Here is a 20,621-nt window from a genome sequence, read left to right as displayed (position 1 = left end):
ATGTAGGGTTGCATCCTACACTTTTGTAGGATGCAACCCTACAGGTTTTTACTGTATATGCCTTATTTACTTTTTTTCATATTTAAGTGAAAATACAAATAGTTTGTATTTTTCAAACATGTTACAATGAAGGTATTATATTTCATCATCAAGGTTCCAATTAAAAGATAAAGGGGTTATTGAAAATGGAAAAACACCACATCAATGCGTTGAAAGAGATTGTTGGAGAAGAAAATGTATTGACAAGCGTCGAGGACTTATACTGTTACTCCTATGATGCAACACCTGGTCATGCTCACATGCCAGATGCAGTTGTATCACCAGCTAATACTGCAGAAACTTCTAAAATTTTAAAACTGGCTAACGAAAATCATATTCCAGTATATACCAGAGGATCAGGCACTAACCTTAGCGCAGGCTGTGTTCCTACAAAAGGCGGCATTGTATTATTAATGACTCGCCTAAATAAAATTTTAGAAGTTGATTTAGAAAACCTAGTAGCTGTAGCAGAACCCGGTGTTATTGTGGCCGACTTAAATAAAGAAATAGCTTCATTAGGTCTTATTTATCCTCCTGATCCTGGTACTGTGGCAACTGCAACCTTAGGCGGCACGGTAGCAGAAAATGCAGGCGGTTTGCGTGGTCTAAAATACGGCGTTTCTAAACATTATGTTATGGGTTTAGAAGTTGTCTTAGCAAACGGGGATATTATGAATACAGGCGGAAAAAATGTTAAAGATGTTTCTGGTTATGATATGACCAAACTCTTTACTGGATCAGAAGGCACCTTATGTGTCATCACTAAAATTATTTCCAAACTGGTCCCTGCGCCTGAAGCCAAAAAAGCTATGATGGCAATTTTTAAAGATCTTGATAATGCTGGCAAAGCAGTTTCCGCTATTATTGCAGCAAAAATCATCCCTGCCACTCTAGAAATTATGGATAACGCTACAATTCGTACCGTAGAAGATTATGCTAAAGTAGGTCTGCCACTAGATGCAGAAGCCGTACTTTTAATTGAAGTCGATGGCAACCCCATTGTTGTAGAAAAAGAAGCTGAAAAAGTTATGGAAGCTCTTAAAGCAAATCATGCTGATTTGGTACAAATCGCTAAAGATGATGCTGAACGCGATAAGTTATGGGCTGCTCGTCGTGCTGCTTTGCCAGCTTTGGCTAAACTTCGTCCTACCACCTATGTAGAAGATGCAACTGTACCTCGTAATAAAGTACCTGATTTCCTTCGTGAAGTAAGCAGCATTGCAAAAAGACATAATGTGACAATCGGTACCTTCGGTCATGCTGGCGATGGTAATATGCATCCTACAATTGTGTGTGACATTCGTATTCCAGAAGAAATGGAACGAGTTTACCAAGCTATGGATGAAATGTTTAAAGCGGCAATTGCTCTAGGCGGTACATTAAGTGGCGAACATGGCATTGGTCTCGGCAAACTACCATGGATGGAACAGCAACATGGCCTAGTAACCATGAATGCGATGAGATCAATCAAGCGCGCACTTGATCCTAACTTGATTTTAAACCCAGGAAAATTAGTGGGAGAGTGTTAATATGACTGAAAAAATAACAGCTAAGGATATAAATGAACAAGATAAAGCTTTATTATCAGACCTTCAAGATGCTCTTGCCAATTGTATGAAATGCGGCAATTGCATGGAAGTCTGCCCTGTATATAAAGAAGTTGGTAAGGAAGCTGCGGTAGCACGTGGTAAATTATCATTAATGGAAGGAGTCCTTAAAGGCTCAATTCCCCTTTCTGCTGCCTTTGATGCCGCTATGTCCAAATGCGTTTCGTGCAAAGCTTGTACTGCCAAATGCCCTTGTGGCGTACCAGCTGATGAATTAATCTTACGCGGACGCCAAGCTGCTGTAAAAGCACGTGGTCTGCACCCTATTAAGAAAAAAGTTTTTGCCCTCTTAAAAAATAGACATCTATTTGACTTTTCTCTACGAATGGCAGGTATCTTTGGTCCATTATCTTTTAAGAAAATCCCTGGTAAAATGGCAGCCTTAGCTCGTTTTCCAATGCCAGGAATGGACTATAAAAGGGTAACAGCTCCTTTTGCCTCCACTCCCCTTAGAAGCCAATATCCTGAAGTAATCAAAGTTGACCGACCTACAATGCGAGTTGGATTTTTTACTGGCTGTACAATCAACTATATCTATACTGATGTTGGACAATCCGTCATCAATGTTTTAAAAGAAAATAATATAGAAGTAACCATGCCTAGTATGCAGCATTGCTGCGGCACACCAGTGTATATGTCAGGCGACGTAGATTCTGCTAAAATACTAGCCAAACACAATATCGAAACTTTTGACAGCTACAACTTTGACTACATTGTCTCCGCTTGCGGTTCCTGTACAGAAGCTTTCCGCATTGAATTTCCTCATCTTTTTCATGATGATCCAAAGATGAGTGCTATGACTGAAAAACTTGCTAAGAAAACCTATGAAATTAGTGAATTTCTCATTGATATTGTAAAAATTGATAAAACAAAACTAGGTCCGGTAAATGCTACTGTGACAATGCATGATCCATGCCATATGGCACGAGGCATTAAAGTCACTAAACAGCCTCGGGAGGTTCTAAAATCTATTCCTGGCTTACACTTTGTCGAAATGAAAGCACCTGATCGCTGCTGCGGTTCAGGAGGTTCCTTTAGCTTGGGCAACTACGAACTTTCTCGTAAGATTAATGATAAGAAAATTGCTGACATTGCATCTACTAATGCTGATACAGTAGTAACTAGTTGTGGAACTTGCCGAATGCATTTGACAGATGGTCTATTCCAAAACAACATGAATCAGGATGCTCTTCATGTCATCCAACTCCTAGACAGATCCTACAAAGCGGGTCATCAAAAGTAATACGAAAAACTTTAAAATGAATTGAACCACAAAGACGCAAAGGGCAGAGATGGGACCCGCACAACGGCATTATGCCTTGTGGTTCACATCCTATTGATTAAAAAAACTTAAGCAAAAGAGGCTGTCGCACTGTGATATGCTACCCCTATATAGGACACTGAAATATAAAAGTCCTATATGGGGGTATTTCTATGTCTAGAAAAAGTAAGATTGATCCAGTAGAAAAAGTAAAAATTGTTGAACGATACCTGAATGGCAAAATTGGCATTAGACAAGCGGGAAGAATTGCAAACGTAGCCTACCAAAGTGTGCAGAGATGGGTGCGAATATATAAAGCAGAAGGTCCTATCGGATTGCTTAATCAAACCAAGAACCGAAGTTATTCAAAAACGTTAAAGATGAATGCGGTTAATGACTATCTGAGTGGAAAAGGATCACTTGGTGACATTTGTCAAAAGTACGATATTCGTTCTAACAAGCAACTTTGTGATTGGATAAAGGTGTATAATTCTGGTGGAATACTTAAAGAATCCACTGGAGGTACATACATGACAAAAGCAAGAACAACAACTCCTGAAGAACGATTACAGGTAGTCAAGGATTGTTTAATGAATGATAAAAACTATGGAGCAATGGCAAGCAAATACAATTGTTCTTATCAACAGATTCGAAACTGGGTCAAAAAGTATGAAGATATGGGAAGGGCTGGACTTGAAGACAGACGTGGTCACCGTGTTGGTTCGCAGCCAAGTCGTAGTCCAGAAGAAGAGCTACGGGATAAGATTGCAGAGTTGGAACGAATGAACACCGATCTACAAATGGAGAATGATCTGTTAAAAAAAGTCAGGGAACTGGAGAGGAGGGATCACTATCTTTAGTACAGTACCTTACAGCCTATATAGCTATCAAGGAATTATCTTCAACCAAAGGCTATCCAACAAAAAAATTATGTAAATATCTTAAAATCACGCGCTCTGCTTATTATCGTTGGCTCAATCATCCAAAGAGTGATAGTGAAATTAAGAATGAACGTATTTCGGAAGAAATATATACTATCCATAAACAACATCCAGATATGGGATACCGCCGTATTCGTGATGAGCTGGATGTAAATTACAAAATTGTTGTGAACGATAAACGCGTTCTTCGTATTTGCAGAAACAAAGGAATTCAATCCACCATTAAATGGAGACCAAAAAGTTGTACCAGATCTGCTCGAAATCCGGACCACATCGCAAAAAACTATTTAAACCGTGAATTCCACGCTGATATGCCTAATGAAAAATGGCTTACGGATGTTTCTGAATTCAAATATTATATCGGTATTGAAGTTCACAAGATATATCTGAGTGCCATCCTGGATTTATACGACCGCAGAATTGTAGCCTTTAAAATTAGTAATCATAACGATAATCCATTGGTTATGGATACTTTTGATGAAGCTGTTCGTTTGGAACCGGAGGCTCATCCGCTGTTCCACAGCGACCGTGGTTATCAATATACAAGTGCTCAATTCCATATGCGTTTAAAAGATCATCACATGAAGCAAAGTATGTCCAGAGTAGCCCATTGCATTGACAATGGACCAATGGAAGGATTTTGGGGAATTTTGAAACGAGAAATGTATTATGGTCATCGTTTCACTAATAGAGATAATCTAGTGGAGGCTATAACTGATTACATAGATTACTACAATAATCGACGTCTGCAACGCAAGTTAAATGTAATGACACCAATGGCATACCATAATCATTATAGATTGGCAGCATAAAAATATCGCCAACCGTTATCAGGCTGGCGATAGAAAAATTTATTATTTTTTATTGTCCTCTTGACGGGTAGCACACCATAGCACACCACTGGTGCGACAGCCCCTTCTTTATTGATAATTACAATGCCTTAACAACATTTTGTTATACTTCCATAATAATGGGTAAAATCATAGGACTGCGGCGAGTCTTCTCATACACAAATTTACTTAAAGCATCCCGTACGCCGCCTTTTATCGATGCCCATTCTATCACTTTATTCGCTTCACAATTAGCCAAAACCTGTTTGACTTTTTGTTTGGCTTCAACCATTAATTGCCCCGACTCTCGCACATAAACAAATCCCCGAGAAACGAGATCCGGTCCAGCCACAACACAACCACTTTCTTTGTCCATGGTTATTACAACAATAAGTACACCATCCTGAGATAATTTACTTCGATCTCTCATAACAATATTACCCACATCACCTACACCTAAACCATCAACAAATACTTTACCTGAGGTTACCTTACCAGCCAATTTTCCTGTTATAGTGCTGGCATCTTTGCTAAACTCAAATACCTGTCCATTACTGCCAATAAAAATATTCTCTTTGGCAACGCCCAAGTCTTGAGCAAGCTTTCCATGGCTCATTAACATTCGATACTCCCCATGGACTGGAATGAAATATTGAGGTCGCACCAAAGTCAGCATCAATTTCAATTCTTCTTGGCTAGCATGTCCAGAAACATGAATACCAGCAGAACGTTCGTGAATAACTTCCGCTCCTAAGCGCAGCAGAGCATCAATGGTCTTTGATACTGATTTTTCATTTCCTGGAATCGGTGAAGCAGAAATAATAACGGTGTCACTAGGATATATTTCAACTTTTCGATGATCATTCATTGCCATACGTGTCAAGGCTGACATAGGCTCTCCTTGACTTCCTGTTGACAAAATTAAAATTTGATTGCCTGGGTAATTTTTAATTTCATCAATATCAATTAACACACCTTCAGGCACTGTTAAGTATCCAAGCTCTGTAGCAATATTTACAACATTGATCATACTTCGTCCAATAATTGCCACTTTTCGGCCATATTTACAAGCAGAAGTAATCGCTTGCTGCACCCTTAGAACATTAGATGCAAAGGTTGCCAGAAGAATTCGCCCTTTTGCTGCATTAAAAGCTTCATCAAGGGCAAGACCCACCTGACGCTCTGACTTCGTAAAACCAGGCCTTTCCGCATTCGTGCTGTCGGACATTAAAACCATTACGCCTTCATCGCCCAGTTCAGCAAACTTATGAAGATCCATTACCTTACCATCAACTGGTGTATAATCAATTTTAAAATCGCCAGTATGGACAATAGTACCAACTGGGGTTTTAAAATACATCCCTACAGAATCAGGAATAGAATGGCTCACCCGCATAAATCCCACTTGAATTTTACCAAATGTTATCTGATCTCCTGGCTTTATGGAAATCAATTTATAATTTGCCACATTATTTTCCTTCAAGCGACACTCAGCCAGTCCCATTGCAAGGCGCGTACCATAGACAGGTACATCAATCTGTTTGAGTAAATAAGATAAAGATCCAATGTGATCTTCATGACCATGAGTAATGACAACTGCCCTTATCTTATCCTGGTTTTCAAGAAGATAGGATATATCGGGTATCACTAAATCAATCCCTAACATATCATCCTCTGGGAATGCCAGCCCAGAATCAAGTATGACAATATCATCCTCATATTGAATAACCGTCATGTTTTTCCCTATTTCGCCCAATCCACCCAGTGGAATAATAGCGAGCTTATTTTGTTTTTCCAAAAAAAAATACCTCCATTATTTGAGTTTGTATATTTAACTTTGTTTTCACCAATAGACGTTCCGTAAGTCACCCCACCAAGATAAAAAAATGGCTGACTTCATCCAAATGTTCATAAATGAAAATATCCGCTCACAACCCATTACCTACATTGTACTTGATCTTTCTACAATATACAAGCATTCCCTCATTTAGCAGATAATATTTACTCATAATTGAGCCAAATTAGAGTGTCTCCAATTTTCTCCCAAAGGAATTTCTACAGAAAGTTTAGTTCCTTGACCAATAACAGACGTAATCGTAAAGGTTCCTTCTACTAAGGCTACCCGTTCACCTATGCCGTAGATTCCTAAACAAGTACGGCTATGAGTATTTTTAACCATTTTCGTATCAAATCCTACACCATTATCCTGGATCATTAACATAAGTTTGTCCTGTCTTTTATTTAATGATACCCAAACCTCCGTTGCCTGCGAATGCTTCACAATATTCGTTAACGCCTCTTGCAAAATTCGGTATAACGTAATCTCAACTTCTGGTGAAAATCGCTCTCTAGACAAATTACTAAAATCGATATGTAAAGAAATTTCATATTGCTTAGCATAATTTTCTATATACTTTTTAGCTGCAGCAACTAGTCCTAAATCATCTAATAATACAGGGCGCAGTTCAACTGCAATATGGTGAACCGCTTCTAGAGTTATAACAGCAAGGTCACGTATGTTTAATATTTTTTCTTTATCTTCACTGCTTTGTACCTGCTCAGCCAACATACGCAAACTTACAATAATCGAGGTAAGAGATTGACTTGTTTCATCATGCAGCTCGCGGGAAATTCTTTTACGCTCTTCTTCTTGTACTGTGATAATTTTATTTAAAAATACAGAACGTAATTCTTCTTTTTCTTGTAATGCTCTTACTAACTTTTCCTGCTGGGCATTCGACTGCACATTGGCCTCTACAAAGCGTGCTGCTAATCGGGCATAAGGTCCTGCAGTTTTTTGATCCCCTGTAACACCGATTACCCCGATACATCGGTTCTCAAACATAATGGGTACATTATAGCCTTGCCGCATACCCTTTAGATAGCATTCCTCTTCTTTTGTGACATAAAATTCTTTTACAACTCCAGCGCTAAGCATTCTAGCCCCTGATTCATGTACTTGCCCAATCCTCTCTCTACTAAAAGATGCAATAATCACACCTTGATCATCAAGGATATTTACATTTTTATTTAATTCAGCAGCAACGATATCAACTAAGGATTGAGCAAATTCTGCATCCATCCGTCCATATGTATTGTTCATAATTTAATCCTCCGCAATGACTTTTAACATACATTCTTTTATTCCCTTTTGTAAAGACTCGTTACTTTCCTATAGTAAAGGTTTCTAATACGAATCTAATGATTGACAACTAATCCGATATTGATTAAAATAAGCAAGAAATTAAATATGTTGTGATTATAGAGGCGCAAATATTATCAGTATATATAGTGAGCTGGCAGCAATGAACTATATAGAAAGGAATAATTGCCGAAACAAAAGGAAATGCCATTTTTCTTGTTGTTGGGCTTGTATTAAATAAGTACAAGACTGTCATCTAAAAGATTCATTTAGATGAAGTGCTATCTCACGCAAGCGTTAGTTTATTCTTTGGAGTAAATTTTTTGGTTGTGAGATAGATCACAGCCATTTTTATTTTAAATCGAATAGGAGGTCAAATATGTCAAATTCTACAGTGAACCTTAAAGATTTATGTCCTGAAAAAGAAGGACTCAAACGCGGCATGAACTCACGGCATCTCATGATGATATCCATTGGTGGTACAATTGGTACCGGGCTCTTTCTAGGATCGGGTCAAACTCTTAATCAAGCAGGTCCCTTAGGTGCTGTTCTTGCATATCTAACCGGCGGTTTTATCATGTATCTAGTACTGCTTTGCTTAGGAGAACTCACATCAGCCATGCCTGTTTCTGGTTCTTTCCAAAGTTATGCTTCACGTTTTATTTCTCCTGGTGCTGGCTTCACTACCGGCTGGCTGTATTGGCTGAATTGGGCTATTTGTATTGCTGCCGACTTTACTGCTGCGGGTATTATCATGCACAATTGGTTTCCGCAAATTGCTATTTGGATATGGTGCGGTTTTTTTGCTATTATGCTTGCTTTACTAAACATCATTTCTGTAAGGGCTTATGGCGAAGCTGAATTTTGGTTTGCCAGTATTAAAGTAACTGCTATTTTAGCATTTATTGTCGCAGGTGCAGGTTTGCTCTTTGGCTTTTCCAGTCATTCCGTCCCTATTGTTGGCTTATCCAACTTTAATACGGAAGCAGGTTTATTTCCTAATGGATTTCAAGCTGTATTTTTAACTATGATTGCTGTAGTATATTCTTTCCAAGGTGCTGAACTTGTCGGTATCGCAGCCGGCGAATGCCAAGATGCCAGTAAAAATGTCCCTCGTGTTATTAAAGGTATTACCTTTCGGATTATTTTTTTCTATGTGTTGGCAATGATCGTACTGGCAGGTATTATCCCTTGGCAAGAAGCCAGTGTTTTAGAAAGTCCTTTTGCTCATGTATTCGGCATCTTAGGTTTCCCTTTAGCTAAGGATATTATGAGTTTCGTTGTTATGACTTCAGCTTTATCTGCAGGCAATTCAGCCTTATATGCCTGCTCTCGCCTTCTTTGGTCTATGTCTAAAGAAGGCTTAGCACCAAAATGTTTAGGTACATTAAATTCTCGCGGTGTTCCTGTCAATGGGGTTTATATTACTGTTATCTTAGCGTGTATGTCTTTACTCACTAGTGAATATGCTGCCGATACAGTGTACCTGTGGCTTATGTCTAGTACAGGACTGACTGGCTGCCTGATCTGGGTTATTATTGCCTGGTGTCAGCTCAACTTCCGTAGAGAATTTTTCCGTCTAGGCGGCAAAATAGAGCAGCTAAAATTTCGGACTCCCTTTTATCCTCTGGTTCCAATATTAGCTTTAGTATTGAACCTTGGGGTCATATGTAGCTTGTATTTTGATGAATCCCAACGAATTGTTTTATATACAGGTCTTCCTGCATTATTAGGTGTCTATTTATACTATATTTTATTCTTGGACAAGAAAGTTAGCGCAGCTAAAATTAAAGAAAAAATGGGCTAAAAAACCTTGACGCGTTTTTTAAAAATTTAGTATAGTAAAAAGTGGTGGTCTCTGCTATGAGGTCACCACTTTTTCATTACATATCTTGAGATAAGTGTGTATCGAAAGGCAAAACTTACTATGGAAGTGCACCCGTAGTTCTGTGTTATAATGTTATGTAAACAAAATAGAAAGTTGGAGGCACATTCATTATGGATTCTTTCTCTCATGCACTTGTTGGCATCGCGATTGCAGGATTATCTGGTCATCCTTTGTCCATTTATGATCCGATTTATCTAGCTGCTATTCTTGGCTCGCAAGCGCCGGATTTTGATATCATTGCACAAATTAAAGGAAAATTCTCTTATCTTAGGCAACATCGTGCTTTTTCTCATTCCATCCCGGGCTTAGTTCTATGGTCGTTCCTGATCAGTGCAGTTTTATCTATTATTATGCCACAAGCTAATTTCCTTACCTTATTGGGATGGGCTTTCTCTGGTAGTTTATCTCATATCATTATGGATTATTTTAATACCCATGGCGCTGCTATCTTATGGCCAATTCAAAAAGAACGCAAAAGCTTACAACTTTTAAATGTATTTGATCCTATACTCTTCGTGCTATTACTCAGTGTATACGCTTTCGATTTTACAATGTTCACATTATCGTGCCTTACGTTTATCATTCTTACAGCATATATATTTTTTAGAATGGTCTTGCGCAAAAAAGCAACAAAACAGCTTCATCGGTTATTTTCCCAACGAGATATTTTGCAAATCACTGTCATGCCATCATTGAAACGCATATTATTCTGGGATTTTGTTTTAGAAACCAAAAATGCTTACTTGGTCGGACAATTAGGAACCATTTCCCCGGCATTAAAACTTCATGCTGATTTAGTAAAGCAAAAGGACCTTTCGATTCTTACTTTGCAAGCAAAAAAAACGCTAATAGGAGACTTTTTTGCTACCTTTACGCCCTTTATTTATTTCGAAGAACAGAAAAATCCTCATTCCATCTCGGTTACAATTTATGACCTTCGCTATGTTTTAGATAAACAATTTCTTCATCGGGCTACTATTATTTTCGATCATAATAGTAACCATCCCACTACTTCTTATCTTCATACTTACGGCAGCACTACCCAGATCCCTTGTGACTTACACTAAAATTTACTATTCATAGTGTGGAAAAGCCCCAACTATTTATCAAAATTGCTATAAAAGTTAGAGAATGAACGATTTTTATTTGATTCCTTTATCATTAAAAAATTGTCCATACTCCTTATCACGTACTAAAATATGCTTAGTAATCCACTCTTTAAGAAACATAAAGGTCGGAAAAGACAATGCCGCCGCCCCTTTTTTATGCTGATCTAAGAATTTATTCACTTCGGCTATATAAGATCCATGTTCTTTTTTATGCTCTAAATATTGAGGATAACCCAACTGTATCATTAATTCTTCTTCTGCGGAAAAATGATACTTCACATAGTCTAATAATTCAACTAAGGTATGTTGCGTTAATTCTCTTTCTTCTTCCAAATTTTCACATTCAAACACACGATGATATACATTATTGAATAAAGTCAGTAATTTTTTATGATCATCATCAAATCTTTGAACTTTTGTTGAAAAGCTTTCATCCCATTCAAAAAACTCCATATTTAGTTCCTCCATTTTACTTGTATTCTCTTTGTCACTTACCTAAAAGAGAAAAGTTCCTACCTGCTCATTATATAATTTATCCACTAAAATATAAACATTTTTTCTGGAAAAGAGATCCAAACAATACCATTTTTCTCTTTTTTATGAGAAAATTTATCAATTAATTGTTAAATAGAGACTATTTTTATAGTTTTTATAATTTTTTTTAAAATTTAGTAAAAATCCTCTTTACTTTTATATCAATTCAGCGTATGATTTAGAAGCACTTAAATAGATCGATTGGATTTCTCATCTTTCTTGTTAACGTAACTTTAACAAGAGACAATGAATATTCTCATTCCCTATTTTAGTAACAGATTTTAGGAGGCTATACAACACATGAACCAAGACAAAACTTTAACTTGCCGCGATTGCGCAGACCAATTCGTATTCTCAGCTTCAGAACAAGATTTCTTTGCTGAAAAAGGCTTTACTAACGAGCCAGGACGTTGCCCTTCATGCAGAGCAGCTCACAAACAAAGAAACGGTAACGGTGGCGGTCGCAACAGCAGCTTCCAACAACGTGAAATGCATGATGCAACTTGTGCAGCATGTGGCGTTCAAACACAAGTTCCTTTCCGTCCAAGTGGTGATCGTCCTGTTTATTGCAGAGATTGCTTTAGCCAGAACCGCTAGGATGTCAGAGTCCCTGTCTATGACAGGGACTTTTTTATTTCCTTAGAATTTGACGCCTTTGCTTAAATTCAATTAGATCTTGTCGCTAGGTATACGCCTGTAATAATCCCCAAGGCCCCTATACACTTAAATAATGTAAAAGATTCTCCTAAGACGAAAACCGATTGGACAATTGTGAAAATAGGTACCAAATTAACAAATACTGCAGCACGAGATGCACCAATTTTTTCAATCGCAAACAATTGAATTAAATATCCTAATACAGACGCAAATATACTCATATATGCAATTGACAACCAGCCAGCTACACTGGTTTTAGATAAATAAGATGCAGGATCTTCTGCTATTACAAAGGGTATGGATATGACTACACAAACTAAAAATGTGTAGGCTGTCACCATTAATGGTGACAAACAATACTTCTGCATAAAAGAACGACTTAAAAGAGCATATAATGCCCAATTAAAAACAGCACTAAACATGAGTATATCCCCAAAATTAAAATTAAACGTAGAGATCAGCAGCCAATCTGCATTCGTTACAATCAGAAAGACACCTGAAAAAGAAAAAATAATGCCAACCAAACGTTTTGGTGTCATATGCTCCTTGAAGAATAAAACCGCCATAAGAGTTGTCAATACTGGATTGGTTGCACCAATCAAGGAAGAATTAATTGCTGTAGTATATCGTAATGCACTAAAAAATAAGACATGATAAAAAAAGGTACCTATAATCCCTAATATAGTAAGAGGCAGCCACTGATTTCTTTTCGGTAACCACTTTTCCCTCTCCCTACTGTATAACAAAAAGAATATAAACGGCAATGCAAGCAAAAAACGGAAAAAGGTCAGAGCAAAGGGCGGAAATTGCAGTACTGCGATTTTCCCTGTTATAAATGCACCCGACCAGAAAAGAGCTGTAAAGACCATTAGTAGACAAACTTTATTTTCAGACATTCGTATTCTCCTTATCGTATCTCTTCGTAAAATTATTTCGTTACTCTTAATAAATGTTTTACTCTCGCCTGCCTTTATAATAAAATAGTAATAAAAGAATGGTAGGGAGGTTTTTTATGGCTGGCTGTAATGAACAAAATTGTACCTGTCCAAAGGCAGATTGCGAACGCCACGGTAAATGCTGTGAGTGTATCAATTTCCATCGTAAAAAAGAAAATCTTGTATATTGTTTACGGAAGTTAGGAGCGAAGAATTAATTATATTTTTGTGTAAAGGAATAAGAAGGCTTTTACTAAAGACTAGTAAAAGCCTTCTTATTATTTATATGTATGAACTACAGCACAATGATTGCAAAACCTCTTCTACGGATAGTCTTCCATACCTGGATATCATTTGCAAATTGCTATAACACTTATCGTAAATGACCAGAAGAATTAACAGAAAACGTTCCTACCCCTTCCATTCCTTTAACGGAGAATCCTTTACTGATAATATTACGCAAGGCTACTCTACTGCGATGAAGGCGGGACTTGACCGCATTGATATTAATATTTAGGATTTGTGCAATTTCTGAACTTGAAATTCCTTCAATATCATGTAAAACAAGAAGAATCCTCTGGTTTTCGGGCAATTTTAAAATAGCCTGCTGAACCAAGTACTGCTTATACTTAACCTCACACATTCTATCCGGATCTTCATTTGGCTGCTCGATGGGCAACATCATCGAGTGATATAAACTCTCATCCCATTCTACCTGATTTGCAGTTTGATTCCTTTTCTTACGAAAGTTAAAGCAGACATTTGAACCCAAGCGATACACCCAAGTGTATAAACTGGACTTTTCCTTAAAATTTTGCATAGACCGATTTACCTGGTATAGAATCTCTTGCAAAGCATCCATCGCATCATCATGATTTCCCAGCATTTTATATGCTAAAGCATATAATCTAGCTTGGTATTGATTTATAAACAGCTTTAGTGCTTGATCATGATCACCTTGCCGATAGAATGAAAGGATCTCTTGGTCAATAGACTGTACAGTCTCACTCATAATTACAATTCCTTTCCAGGGGATTTTTTCTAATTATATCATTATATGAGAAAGAAGTCAGCTTTGAGTCACCGAGTATATCTTATAACGAATTTCCCGTAGTAATAAGACACTTGAAAGTATTAAGGCCAGTACTAGGGCAAGAGCAATAACAATAACGACTCCCTCCCACTCATACCAAAGCAAGAATTTTCCTCCGATTGTCCCAATTGTACTAGAACCCAAGTAGAAAAAAAGCAGATATAAAGAAGCAGCCTGCGCTTTGTCAGAATGAGCACATTTCCCTACCCAACTGCTTGCTACAGAATGACTGCCAAAAAAGCCAAAGGTAAATAAGGCTACGCCCATAATCTTAATGGATAGACTTTCATGTACGGTAGTCAAACAACCTAGTAACATAATACCAATGGACAAACATAACACTTTTGAACTGCCTTTACTATCCGCTAGTTTTCCCATAAATGTAGAGCTAAAGGTTCCAATCAGATAAACAACAAAGATACAGCCAACCAGGGTTTGACTTAAATTGTAAGGTGGAGCCATTAAAGAGTAACCAATATAATTATATAAGGTTACAAATCCCCCCATAATTAAAAAACTAATACTATATAGCATGAGTAATTCTATATTCTGCAATTTTTTAGTCAAAGCAGCAAGTATTTCTCTCAAATCCCTTTTCTTGGGGGAGAAATTCTGGGATTTGGGTAAAGCAATCCAAAACCAAATACTCAATAATAGCCCAATTGCACTAATGCCAGCCACTGCAATATGCCATGTAGAGAAATCTGTCAATGTACTAACCATAATACGCCCAGCTAAACCACCAACAGAATTGCCACTAATATAAATCCCCATTACCATACCTACTATTTTAGGGTCAAACTCCTCATTTACGTATGCCATAGCAATAGCAGGAAATCCGGCCAGCATGATTCCTTGCAATATCCGTAATATGAGCAAGATGGAGAAGTTATTGCAGAAAGCAATTATAAGCCCTAATATGGCAGAGACTGATAACGATATTGCCATCACAATTTTCCTTCCCCTTGCATCGGAAAACCAAGAAACTAACAACATAAAAACTGCCATAATTCCTGTAGTAAGAGATATTGACAAACTCGCATAAGCTGGTGCTATATGAAACTCTTCTGAAAAAACCGGAATTAAGGGCTGCATGCAATAAAGCAAAGCAAACGTAACAAAGCTTCCTAAAAACATAGCTGATATCCCTCGCCAATATGCTGTACTATTCTTTTGTATATAGGTCTCCATAACCCACAGTCCTTTCTAATCAACAATCATTCTCTTTTTATCATATTAACCTCCAGAGTATCATCTGTCCAATGCATCATTTTTATATAATTAATGTGTTATAATTATATAAAGATATTTCCCAACGCATCATCTAACTTATATTGAAATAAACATGACAAAAGGTGGTCAAGATATGGAGTGGCATCAACTGGAATACTTTAGATTAGTTGCCCAATTGCAGCACGTTACTCATGCTGCAGAACAATTATCGATTTCTCAGCCCGCTCTTAGCCGTTCTATCGCAAAACTTGAAGAGGAACTAGGATTTCCACTATTTGAACGTCGCGGTAAACACATTGTCCTCAATCGGTATGGAGTCATCTTTCTGCAGTATGTAGAACGATCGATACAAGAAATTGATGCAGGAAAACAAGTTATTCACGATTTAATACATCCTGACTATGGCAGCGTGTCCTTATCCTTTCTTCACTCTCTTGGTTCGAATCTTGTACCAAGTCTCTTAAGTAAATTCCGCTCCAAATTCCCAAATATACAATTTAAGCTTTATCAAAATGCTACTACTCTCCTCTTAGATCAACTAGAAGCAGGAGAAGTTGATTTATGTCTTTGTTCTCCTGTAACAACAAAAGACTATATGGAGTGGGAACCACTCTTTACCGAAGAGTTATTTGTTGTAGTTCCTTTTGGACACCGACTTGCCCAGCGAAAATCCATCGAGCTTAAAGAAATTGCCCTTGATCCAATTGTTACGTTTAAAAAAGATTATGGCTTACGTATTTTAACTGACCATTTCTTTAAAGAAGTAAATCTAAAGCCATTTATCACTTTTGAAGGTGAGGAAATTCTGACCGTTGCCGGTCTCGTCGAAGCTAAATTAGGAGTGGCACTCATTCCCCATGTTTTTGGTCTAGATAAAACTAATATATCCTTTATACCTGTTTCCAAGCCTCAATGCCAGAGGGTCATCGGAATCGCCTGGACAAAAGAACGTTATTTATCTCCCGCCGCTCAACGATTCAAAAACTTTGTAATACAATCTCTTTCTTAACCTCTACCTTAATCAAATAAATAAACGGCTTCTTCATCCATTGGTGAAGAAGCCGTTTATTTATAAACTACTATTTTCAGCTTTAAAAATATAGCTTTTGTATCTCTTTGATAACCTCTTCCCCACGACTTGACACCTGAGGAATTGAATAACCAATAAATATAGGAGAAGTAACAAGCCTAGGCATAATTTTAGCAGAAATTTTACCTTCTAGCTGATAAAAAAATATATTATAACTATTACAGCGTTTATGAAAATGATTCAATAAATAATGCGCTATGACTTGTATATAATCCGCCATCTTGTCTAAAGCCGATACATCTTTTAGCTTCACATTGAACTCACAAAATCCAATTTTCGGTTCTTTGGCAAGATTCAACTCAGCCCCTCTGCTTTGATGGATCACAGTTCCATCCATCGTTTCCACTGGGATCCGCGGAGCATAATCAATCGTTCTTAAACCTACAATCTGCATATGAGGATGCCGGATCGTACCTCCGGAAAAAGGACCATGATTCTTAAAAAAGAGTACCGATTCAAATTCTCTGCTTGCTATCATGTCTTGCCATTTTTCCATACTGAAGCGAAATAATTTATGCAAATGTTCTTTCGGATAAAGAGACAATTCTGAGTGACATTGATCAGTTTCAATAATGACTGTTTGTAAGGTATCCCGCAAAACAGGGTATTTATTTTTTAAAAGTATAATTGTACCATCTTCTGCTAACACATGCTCTAACTTCTCCCTACAGCAAAATGGACATTTCACTTCTGTATTCACAATATTCTCTGGTTTAAAACTCCCAATCGCAGAGTCAAAAATTAAATGCTTCGCCATGTCTACCATATCTATCTCCTATCGATAATCTTAAATGGTTATTATATATATGATTATTATTTCAAGATTATCGATAAATTCCCTCTAAAATTAAATAGATTATCTTATATAATGTGCTATTAAATCCTTTTTCATTCTAACATGCCAGATACCAGCATCTAAAAACGGTTCCACCGATAAGGTCACATAACCCAAGTTAGCATAAAATGCTTCTGCACTGCATTGGGCGTCCAAAAGCACATTGGAAAAATGACCAGCAACCGCTTGCTGTTCTAACAATTTCACAATTTCTCGCCCTACTCCACTGCCACGCAACTCTTTACGTACAGCAATACGCTGCAGTTTGCCGCTATTTTCTCCATAGGGTATTAACCGCCCTGTAGCCGCCGCTTCGCCATCCTCAGCGATAATCAGTCCATGTACACATTCATGAGGAGCGGCATCATATTGATCAATTTCAAGATCAACTGGGATGCCTTGCTCGATCACAAATACTTTCCGACGTAAGGCTAAACATAATTGTAATTCATAATCTGTATTTACAATACTATATTGCATATGTATCCCCTCTAATCCCTTCCTACAACGTGCATATAGGATATGAGCCAAAACTCTTAAACCATAGGCTTTTTTCTTTTACAGCCTCTACTGCACTGCGAACACTATTATTTTCCATACTACCATCCATATCAAAGAAAAAGATGTAATTTCCCATGCCAGTTCGTGCCGGTCTGGATTCGATTCTTGTAAGATTAACATTCCGTCTGGAAAATTCCTGTAGAATCTCACATAAACTACCTGGACGTTCTCCATTCATTTTGCAAACAACAGAAGTTTTACATGGGTCTGACAAAGAATGAGTATCTATCGGGCTATTGCCTAAGACAATAAAACGTGTACAATTGGTAGAACTATCCTGAATATCACCAGCCATGGTTTGTAAATTATAAAGAGCGCCGGCACTTTGACTCCCTACAGCTGCATAGTTTTCTACGCCACTAGCAACAAGAGTCGCAGCATCAGCCGTACTATTCATAGCTCTTAGTTCAGCATCGGGATAAAGCCGCCTCAGATTATGACGACACTGGGCCAGCGCCTGGGGATGAGAAACGATGATCTTAACATCATCCCAATACTCTTTCACTAAAAGATTATGTCGTACTGGCCAGATCACTTCTTTCCTAATATATAAATTGACTTCGTGAGCTAAGATATCCAACGTAACATTTACTGAACCTTCAAGGGAGTTTTCCACAGGAACAATCCCTTGGGATACTTCGCCAAACTCTACCGCTTTGATGGCCATATCAATGCTGGAATAGGTTTTAAAACTCACTTGATCCTTATTGTATAGACGAAATGCCACTTCTTCACTATAAGTACCATGGGGACCAAGATAACCTATGATCGCCTCTTTCCCACACCAACTGCTAAGCTCCATGTTGCTCCTCCTGTGCCTTTTATCTACTTAACTAAAAAATGTTCAAACAACCTCATTCCTTCTGGCGTTAACACCGATTCGGGATGAAATTGCACACCTTCAATCGGGTATTCTTTGTGTCTAAGTCCCATTATCAAACCCTCTGCTGTTCTGGCTGTTATTTCTAAGCAATCAGGTACGCTCTCCTCCTCCACCAGCAAGGAATGATAGCGCCCTGCAACAAAAGGCTGAGACAATCCTTGGTAAATCCCATCCTCTTTATGATAGACATCTGACACCTTACCATGTATAGGCTTAGGAGCACGCACTACCTTCCCGCCAAAAACTTCACCAATTGCCTGATGACCAAGACAGATACCCAAAATCGGCAATTGACCAGCAAAGGCTGCAATGACCTCTTTACTAATTCCAGCGTCACTAGGTGTACCTGGGCCTGGTGAAATAATAATAGCATCGTATTTTTTTGCCCTAATTTCATCTACAGTAATAGCATCATTACGGACAACTTCTACTTCATACCCTAAGCTAGCAACGTATTGATAAACATTATACGTAAAGGAATCATAATTATCAATAATTAAAATCATAATTTTCATCCTCCATAATAACTTTAAACAAAACTTTGGCTTTATTTAAGATTTCCTGATATTCTGTTTCTGGCACTGAGTCTGCTACGATGCCAGCTCCTGTTTGGATTCCCACCTGATCACCATCAATGACCATCGTACGTATTGTAATGCAAGTATCCATATTATTTCTAAAGTCAAAGTAACCGACTGCCCCCCCATAAGGTCCGCGTGGTAATTGCTCCAACTCATGAATAATTTCCATAGCCCGAACTTTTGGTGCACCACTTAAGGTACCCGCTGGAAAACAAGCTGCCAATACATCCATCGGAGTATATTTAGGATTAAGAACACCAGATACCTCAGAAACCAAATGCATCACATGAGAAAATTTTTCTACTTCTAGCATGCGCTTCACCTTTACAGTCCCTGGCATAGTTACACGACCAACATCATTACGCCCTAAATCAACCAGCATATAATGCTCTGCTCTTTCCTTTTCATCAGCAATTAATTCCGCTGCTAATTTCTCGTCCTCTTCTTGGTTTTTCCCCCGCGGCCTAGTACCAGCAATGGGACAAGTAAATACATTGCCGCCTTCTAATTTTACCAGCATCTCTGGTGATGCGCCAACAATTTGTCTATTACCAACATTAATATAAAACATATAGGGAGAAGGATTGACTTGACGTAAGCGGCGATACAAATTAAAAGGGGTTTTAGTCGTTTTTAAGTGAAAGGGTTTAGAGAGTACAACTTGAAAAATATCTCCTGCAGCAATGTATTCCTTTGCTTTTTCTACCATGCCTAAATAATTTTGTTTAATTTTTTCATCATCCAGCCCTACAGAAGTTACTTGTACTTCTAACTTACGATCTGTATTTTGGGATATTGCAACTGGCTGCTGAATTTTATTTATTAAACCACGCAAATGTCCAACGGCTTTTTCATATTCTGCACAAGTGTCGATACCAGGCTCAATACTAGCCAGGTATAATAATTTTGCTGAATGGGTGAGATGATCCATAACGATAATGATGCGGCAGAACATAAATTCGCCTAAAATTTCATCTTCAGGATTATTCATTCCTCTAATTTTTTCCCATGTACCTACAGTTTCATAATTAAAATATCCAACTGCCCCGCCGCTAAAAGGAGGTAATTCAGGGATATTAGGAAAAGAGAACTGTCCTAATATCCTTTGCAGTGCAACAAGCGGTGGAGCATCAATTGTAGTAACATCCTGTCCCTTTCTAACCTCAGTCTTTTTACTCCTCCCCAATACCGTAATAAAAGGATCTGCTCCAATAAAAGAATATCGCCCAAAAGCTTTACTCGTATCCGCACTTTCTAAAATAAATCCAGGATTATCGCCTGTAATTTTAGAATAAATGGATACAGGAGTATCCAGATCAACAGATAAATCAGTAAAAATAGGAATCAGATTATATTCTTGTGCTAGGTCAGAAAAATCAGCTAAGCTGGGAATGATTTTCAT

20 protein-coding genes and 1 riboswitch are annotated in these 20,621 nt (G+C 37.8%); of the genes, 9 read left to right on the top strand and 11 right to left on the bottom strand.

All coding sequences use genetic code 11. From position 1 onward, the window contains the following. Positions 1-185: 185 nt before the first annotated feature. From JBW_RS09105 to JBW_RS25280, 4 genes are all read left to right on the top strand, one after another. The gene (locus JBW_RS09105; RefSeq protein ID WP_007953363.1) at positions 186-1,568 is read left to right on the top strand and encodes an FAD-binding oxidoreductase; all 1,383 of its coding nucleotides are present in this window, start codon (positions 186-188) and stop codon (positions 1,566-1,568) included. Position 1,569: 1 nt separating this feature from the next. Further along, positions 1,570-2,889, top strand: coding sequence for a (Fe-S)-binding protein (locus JBW_RS09100; protein WP_007953364.1), 1,320 nt, complete (start codon positions 1,570-1,572; stop codon positions 2,887-2,889). Positions 2,890-3,080: 191 nt separating this feature from the next. Beyond that, complete coding sequence (locus tag JBW_RS25285) at positions 3,081-3,767, top strand: helix-turn-helix domain-containing protein (protein ID WP_007955602.1); 687 nt, start codon at positions 3,081-3,083, stop codon at positions 3,765-3,767. A 20-nt stretch (positions 3,768-3,787) separates the two neighbouring features. Further along, positions 3,788-4,660 carry an IS3 family transposase gene (locus JBW_RS25280; RefSeq protein WP_200897034.1) on the top strand — a complete coding sequence of 291 codons (873 nt, stop codon included), beginning with the start codon at positions 3,788-3,790 and terminating at the stop codon, positions 4,658-4,660. Positions 4,661-4,802: 142 nt separating this feature from the next. Here JBW_RS25280 and JBW_RS09085 read toward each other — a convergent pair whose 3' ends face one another. Together JBW_RS09085 and JBW_RS09080 are read right to left on the bottom strand one after the other, a co-directional pair. Beyond that, complete coding sequence (locus JBW_RS09085; protein WP_007953139.1) at positions 4,803-6,476, bottom strand: ribonuclease J; 1,674 nt, start codon at positions 6,474-6,476, stop codon at positions 4,803-4,805. 207 nt (positions 6,477-6,683) lie between these two features. Next, positions 6,684-7,781 carry a sugar diacid recognition domain-containing protein gene (locus tag JBW_RS09080; protein ID WP_007953138.1) on the bottom strand — a complete coding sequence of 366 codons (1,098 nt, stop codon included), beginning with the start codon at positions 7,779-7,781 and terminating at the stop codon, positions 6,684-6,686. 151 nt (positions 7,782-7,932) lie between these two features. Beyond that, a riboswitch (Lysine riboswitch) is annotated at positions 7,933-8,112 on the top strand. A gap of 87 nt (positions 8,113-8,199) precedes the next feature. Between JBW_RS09080 and JBW_RS09075 the strand changes: the two genes are divergently transcribed. Together JBW_RS09075 and JBW_RS09070 are read left to right on the top strand one after the other, a co-directional pair. After that, on the top strand, positions 8,200-9,627 hold the full coding sequence (locus JBW_RS09075; RefSeq protein WP_007953137.1) for an amino acid permease: 1,428 nt from the start codon (positions 8,200-8,202) through the stop codon (positions 9,625-9,627). 191 nt (positions 9,628-9,818) lie between these two features. Further along, positions 9,819-10,775, top strand: a complete 957-nt coding sequence (locus JBW_RS09070) for a metal-dependent hydrolase (RefSeq protein ID WP_007953136.1) — start codon at positions 9,819-9,821, stop codon at positions 10,773-10,775. A 75-nt stretch (positions 10,776-10,850) separates the two neighbouring features. On the opposite strand, the gene JBW_RS09065 is transcribed toward JBW_RS09070, so the two are convergent. Next, entirely contained in the window at positions 10,851-11,270 is a 420-nt protein-coding gene (locus JBW_RS09065; protein WP_007953135.1) for a bacteriohemerythrin, read from the bottom strand. Positions 11,271-11,651: 381 nt separating this feature from the next. Between JBW_RS09065 and JBW_RS09060 the strand changes: the two genes are divergently transcribed. Next, a complete protein-coding gene (locus tag JBW_RS09060) occupies positions 11,652-11,948 on the top strand; it encodes a zinc-ribbon domain containing protein (protein ID WP_007936327.1) in 297 nt (98 codons plus the stop codon). Positions 11,949-12,016: 68 nt separating this feature from the next. Here JBW_RS09060 and JBW_RS09055 read toward each other — a convergent pair whose 3' ends face one another. Further along, on the bottom strand, positions 12,017-12,904 hold the full coding sequence (locus JBW_RS09055; protein WP_007953133.1) for a DMT family transporter: 888 nt from the start codon (positions 12,902-12,904) through the stop codon (positions 12,017-12,019). Between the two features lie 116 nt (positions 12,905-13,020). On the opposite strand from JBW_RS09055, the gene JBW_RS25275 reads away from it, so the two are divergent. Continuing rightward, positions 13,021-13,161, top strand: coding sequence for a hypothetical protein (locus JBW_RS25275; protein WP_007953131.1), 141 nt, complete (start codon positions 13,021-13,023; stop codon positions 13,159-13,161). Positions 13,162-13,316: 155 nt separating this feature from the next. Here JBW_RS25275 and JBW_RS09050 read toward each other — a convergent pair whose 3' ends face one another. Then, the gene (locus JBW_RS09050) at positions 13,317-13,955 is read right to left on the bottom strand and encodes an RNA polymerase sigma factor (protein ID WP_007953129.1); all 639 of its coding nucleotides are present in this window, start codon (positions 13,953-13,955) and stop codon (positions 13,317-13,319) included. Between the two features lie 57 nt (positions 13,956-14,012). Continuing rightward, positions 14,013-15,227, bottom strand: a complete 1,215-nt coding sequence (locus JBW_RS09045; RefSeq protein ID WP_007953128.1) for an MFS transporter — start codon at positions 15,225-15,227, stop codon at positions 14,013-14,015. A 175-nt stretch (positions 15,228-15,402) separates the two neighbouring features. Here JBW_RS09045 and JBW_RS09040 point away from each other — a divergent pair, with 175 nt between their 5' ends. Further along, positions 15,403-16,278: a LysR family transcriptional regulator gene (locus JBW_RS09040; RefSeq protein WP_007953127.1), complete on the top strand. Its 876-nt coding sequence runs from the start codon at positions 15,403-15,405 to the stop codon at positions 16,276-16,278. Between the two features lie 82 nt (positions 16,279-16,360). Here the strand turns inward: JBW_RS09040 and JBW_RS09035 are convergent, their stop codons facing one another. The 5 genes from JBW_RS09035 to trpE all read right to left on the bottom strand — a co-directional run bounded on the left by JBW_RS09035 (position 16,361) and on the right by trpE (position 20,621). After that, positions 16,361-17,125, bottom strand: coding sequence for a DUF4931 domain-containing protein (locus tag JBW_RS09035; protein WP_007953126.1), 765 nt, complete (start codon positions 17,123-17,125; stop codon positions 16,361-16,363). Between the two features lie 90 nt (positions 17,126-17,215). Further along, positions 17,216-17,674: a GNAT family N-acetyltransferase gene (locus JBW_RS09030; RefSeq protein WP_007953125.1), complete on the bottom strand. Its 459-nt coding sequence runs from the start codon at positions 17,672-17,674 to the stop codon at positions 17,216-17,218. Positions 17,675-17,696: 22 nt separating this feature from the next. After that, positions 17,697-18,557 (bottom strand): prephenate dehydratase, encoded by an 861-nt coding sequence (gene pheA / locus JBW_RS09025; RefSeq protein WP_007953123.1) that lies wholly within the window; start codon positions 18,555-18,557, stop codon positions 17,697-17,699. 23 nt (positions 18,558-18,580) lie between these two features. After that, positions 18,581-19,144: an anthranilate synthase component II gene (locus JBW_RS09020; RefSeq protein ID WP_007953121.1), complete on the bottom strand. Its 564-nt coding sequence runs from the start codon at positions 19,142-19,144 to the stop codon at positions 18,581-18,583. Next, positions 19,128-20,621: an anthranilate synthase component I gene (gene trpE, locus JBW_RS09015; RefSeq protein ID WP_007953118.1), complete on the bottom strand. Its 1,494-nt coding sequence runs from the start codon at positions 20,619-20,621 to the stop codon at positions 19,128-19,130. The genes JBW_RS09020 and trpE overlap by 17 nt, the downstream gene beginning before the upstream one ends.

This window comes from Pelosinus fermentans JBW45 (genome assembly GCF_000271665.2).
In the GTDB taxonomy this organism is placed as follows: Bacteria; Bacillota; Negativicutes; order DSM-13327; family DSM-13327; genus Pelosinus; species Pelosinus baikalensis.
Note: the sequence above shows the minus strand (reverse complement) of the source record. Positions and strands in the feature narration are given on the sequence as shown.

What these genes read in the sequence shown, in the direction of transcription:
- JBW_RS09105 (WP_007953363.1), top strand. Translation starts at nt 186, where the DNA reads ATGGAAAAACACCACATCAATGCGTTGAAAGAGATTGTTGGAGAAGAA.
- JBW_RS09100 (WP_007953364.1), top strand. Translation starts at nt 1,570, where the DNA reads ATGACTGAAAAAATAACAGCTAAGGATATAAATGAACAAGATAAAGCT.
- JBW_RS25285 (WP_007955602.1), top strand. Translation starts at nt 3,081, where the DNA reads ATGTCTAGAAAAAGTAAGATTGATCCAGTAGAAAAAGTAAAAATTGTT.
- JBW_RS09080 (WP_007953138.1), bottom strand. Translation starts at nt 7,781, where the DNA reads ATGAACAATACATATGGACGGATGGATGCAGAATTTGCTCAATCCTTA.
- JBW_RS09075 (WP_007953137.1), top strand. Translation starts at nt 8,200, where the DNA reads ATGTCAAATTCTACAGTGAACCTTAAAGATTTATGTCCTGAAAAAGAA.
- JBW_RS09070 (WP_007953136.1), top strand. Translation starts at nt 9,819, where the DNA reads ATGGATTCTTTCTCTCATGCACTTGTTGGCATCGCGATTGCAGGATTA.
- JBW_RS09065 (WP_007953135.1), bottom strand. Translation starts at nt 11,270, where the DNA reads ATGGAGTTTTTTGAATGGGATGAAAGCTTTTCAACAAAAGTTCAAAGA.
- JBW_RS09060 (WP_007936327.1), top strand. Translation starts at nt 11,652, where the DNA reads ATGAACCAAGACAAAACTTTAACTTGCCGCGATTGCGCAGACCAATTC.
- JBW_RS09055 (WP_007953133.1), bottom strand. Translation starts at nt 12,904, where the DNA reads ATGTCTGAAAATAAAGTTTGTCTACTAATGGTCTTTACAGCTCTTTTC.
- JBW_RS25275 (WP_007953131.1), top strand. Translation starts at nt 13,021, where the DNA reads ATGGCTGGCTGTAATGAACAAAATTGTACCTGTCCAAAGGCAGATTGC.
- JBW_RS09050 (WP_007953129.1), bottom strand. Translation starts at nt 13,955, where the DNA reads ATGAGTGAGACTGTACAGTCTATTGACCAAGAGATCCTTTCATTCTAT.
- JBW_RS09045 (WP_007953128.1), bottom strand. Translation starts at nt 15,227, where the DNA reads ATGGAGACCTATATACAAAAGAATAGTACAGCATATTGGCGAGGGATA.
- JBW_RS09040 (WP_007953127.1), top strand. Translation starts at nt 15,403, where the DNA reads ATGGAGTGGCATCAACTGGAATACTTTAGATTAGTTGCCCAATTGCAG.
- JBW_RS09035 (WP_007953126.1), bottom strand. Translation starts at nt 17,125, where the DNA reads ATGGTAGACATGGCGAAGCATTTAATTTTTGACTCTGCGATTGGGAGT.
- JBW_RS09030 (WP_007953125.1), bottom strand. Translation starts at nt 17,674, where the DNA reads ATGCAATATAGTATTGTAAATACAGATTATGAATTACAATTATGTTTA.
- pheA (WP_007953123.1), bottom strand. Translation starts at nt 18,557, where the DNA reads ATGGAGCTTAGCAGTTGGTGTGGGAAAGAGGCGATCATAGGTTATCTT.
- JBW_RS09020 (WP_007953121.1), bottom strand. Translation starts at nt 19,144, where the DNA reads ATGATTTTAATTATTGATAATTATGATTCCTTTACGTATAATGTTTAT.
- trpE (WP_007953118.1), bottom strand. Translation starts at nt 20,621, where the DNA reads ATGAAAATCATTCCCAGCTTAGCTGATTTTTCTGACCTAGCACAAGAA.